General features: G+C 46.6%; 3 protein-coding genes. 1 reads left to right on the forward strand and 2 read right to left on the reverse strand.

The annotated features are described in order from the left end of the window. Positions 1-244 precede the first annotated feature (244 nt). Positions 245-1531, forward strand: a complete 1287-nt coding sequence (gene hflX / locus JCM2765_RS16375; protein ID WP_054737583.1) for a GTPase HflX — start codon at positions 245-247, stop codon at positions 1529-1531. Positions 1532-1823: 292 nt separating this feature from the next. Here the strand turns inward: hflX and JCM2765_RS19225 are convergent, their stop codons facing one another. Beyond that, the gene (locus tag JCM2765_RS19225; protein WP_156301849.1) at positions 1824-2021 is read right to left on the reverse strand and encodes a zinc ribbon domain-containing protein; all 198 of its coding nucleotides are present in this window, start codon (positions 2019-2021) and stop codon (positions 1824-1826) included. Continuing rightward, a partial coding sequence (locus JCM2765_RS16380) for an RNA-guided endonuclease TnpB family protein (RefSeq protein ID WP_156301848.1) occupies positions 1931-2843 on the reverse strand: 913 nt, incomplete at its 5' end. The genes JCM2765_RS16380 and JCM2765_RS19225, both read right to left, overlap by 91 nt.

Below are 2843 nucleotides of genomic sequence, written 5' to 3' on the forward strand. Positions count from 1 at the left end.
TGATAAATAAGTACGTCATTAATTTTAGCTTTGGTCTACATTAAAACCAATGGTGAATGCTATTATTTTACTGTGGATTTTTTAATTTATATCCAATTTCCGCTCATTCATTTCCGTTTTTGCCTGACGACCTAGGCCACTTCGGTATCGCAAGCATCGGGACGTGGCTGATAACCAGGTCAGCACCCAAGATGTGCTATACTGAACTAACAGAAACCAATTAATGATTAAGGATGGTGACAACATGGATCAAAGCGAACTTGTTCCCGTACTCAATATTGGGTTGAACACAGGCCGCTATAACTTCGACTACGCCATGGCTGAATTAAAGGCCCTTTCAGTGGCCAATAACATGCACGTCGTCGAAACCATCGTACAAAACTTAAACCAACCAGTTGCCGGCACCTACTTTGGGACCGGTAAAGTTGAAGAACTTCGCGATGCCGTCATTGACACCGGCGCCGAAATCGTCGTTGCCAACGATGAATTGACGCCTAGTCAAATTCGGAACCTAGAAAAGGTCGTTGAGGTCCCCGTGATGGACCGGACTGGCCTGATTCTGGCAATCTTCGCCAACCGGGCCCAAAGCCGAGAAGCCAAGCTCCAAGTTGAACTGGCGAAATTGCAATACCAGATGCCCCGTTTACACACAGCCATGAACCAACGACTGGACCAACAAACTGGGACCAGTGCTGGCGGCGGCTTTACCAACCGTGGGGCTGGTGAAGCGCAGGTCGAATTGAACCGACGGACTATCCAGCGTCAGATCAACCACGTTCGTCATGAACTCAAGAATGTTAATAAATCCGCTGAAGTTAAACGCCAGCAGCGTGAACGGGTGCATTTGCCTAACGTGGCTTTGATTGGCTACACCAACGCTGGTAAGTCGACCATCATGAACGAGTTGATCAAGCGCTTTGGGATGAACGATGACAAGCAAGTCATGGTGAAAAACATGCTGTTTGCCACGTTGGATACCAGCGTGCGTCAGCTTCAGTTTGCCGATGCTAAGAAGTTGTTGCTGAGTGACACGGTTGGGTTCGTTTCGCAATTACCAACCACCTTGGTCGAAGCGTTCAAATCCACGTTGTATGAGGCTGCTAACGCCGATCTCTTGGTTCAAGTGGTCGACTACTCCAGCGACAATAAGGCGGACATGATGGCCACGACTCGGAAAACGCTGACTGAAATCGGCGTCCCGGACCTGCCAATGATCACCGTTTATAACAAGGCCGATTTGACCGACACCGATTTTCCAAGTCGTGCGGGCGATGAACTGATCGTTTCAGCTAAGGATGAGGCTTCAATCGACATGCTGGTTGACGTGATCAAGGAAAAGGTCTTCACGAACTACGTGACGGCGACGTTCTTGGTTCCGTTTGCTAAGGGTGACGTAGTTTCTTATTTGAATGACCATGCTTCAGTTTTGAAGACTGATTATCTGGCTGAGGGCACTCAGGTCACTGCTGAGGTGACGACGATTGATTTTCATCGGTTTGAACAGTATTTGGTGGATGAGGTTAAGGATTAATCGAGTTTGCGTTTAGATTATTGGACATTCAACTACCACCCACTAAAGCAGGTGGATTGAAACAGCAGTAGTTATTGATCAGCAATCTTCTTTCGCGTTTAACCGTTTCGGAAGCATTCCTGAACGATAATCAGTCTACCTGACCGTTTCTGCTTGCTCAGATACAGCACTGCCGCAGTTATCGTTCAACTTTGGTCTGACACGCTAATTACCTATTTACAGGGGTTTACCCCCCAGCCATTTGGAGTCGGAATCCGGAGTTGCCACGGCACCGATGGATTATTCACGGGATTTAAGCTTCTTGAAGCAACGCTAATCCCTTATTTTTAATATTAATGGCGGCATTGTGGTCCCGAACATGAAAAACATGACAGTTCGGACAACGCCATTCTTCTTGCCCTAGTTTGACTTGCTGATTAATCGCCTGACAGCAGTGGCAACGCTTAGTCGTATAGGTGGATGAACCGTGATATAGGTTCGGCCATATAATTCCGCTTTATACTCAAGTTGACTAATAAAGGTACGCCAGCCCACATCACTAATGCTCATCGCCAGAGCGTGGTTTTTCAACATATTCTTCCCGCGTAGTTCTTCGGACACGATCAAATCGTGGTTCTGGATCAGTACCGTGGAAGTGCGATGCAGGAAGTCATTGCGTTGATGGGCGATATGACTATGAAGATTAGCTCTTTGTCGCCGGGCCTTTTGATAATTCCGACTGTCTAACAAACGGCGATGTTCTTTCTTCGCTCGCCGCCTCCGACGAGCTACTTTACGGTCCTGTTTAGCTAGTTTCGTTAGCATCTTACGATAATAGCGCGGATTCGGGACTTGATGACCTTGATCATCAGTTAAGAAATTAGATAGATTTAAATCAATCCCAATTTCTGAGCCCGTTTTCGGTAGCGCTTGTTTCAAGGGATGATCCGCTTTGATTTGAAAGGACACATACCAAGCGCCATTCGGTTCCTGTTTAATGGTAGTTACGCCAATTCGGACACCTTTTTCGTGTGGTAGGTGTTTGATGTTGTTGGCCGATGCTTTCAAACGCCCAACTTTAGGAATTTGAATGTGGTGATTATCGGTCACTTTAACCTTCGCACCGTTAAAGATATCTTCACCAGCTTGACGAGACTTAGCCGGATAACTGTTCTTTGTTTGATAACTGAATCGATATTGGTCTTTACGCTTAGGCTTCGGCGTACCAGCTGAGTTGACCTTGCGCCACATGTTCCAAGATGCCTGATAATTACGAATCGCCATACTTGGCATATTGGTATCTAATCGAGAATCAGTATTCAGCCATTTGGCA

Origin of the sequence: Secundilactobacillus similis DSM 23365 = JCM 2765 (assembly GCF_001311075.1) — a bacterium.
In the GTDB taxonomy this organism is placed as follows: Bacteria; Bacillota; Bacilli; order Lactobacillales; family Lactobacillaceae; genus Secundilactobacillus; species Secundilactobacillus similis.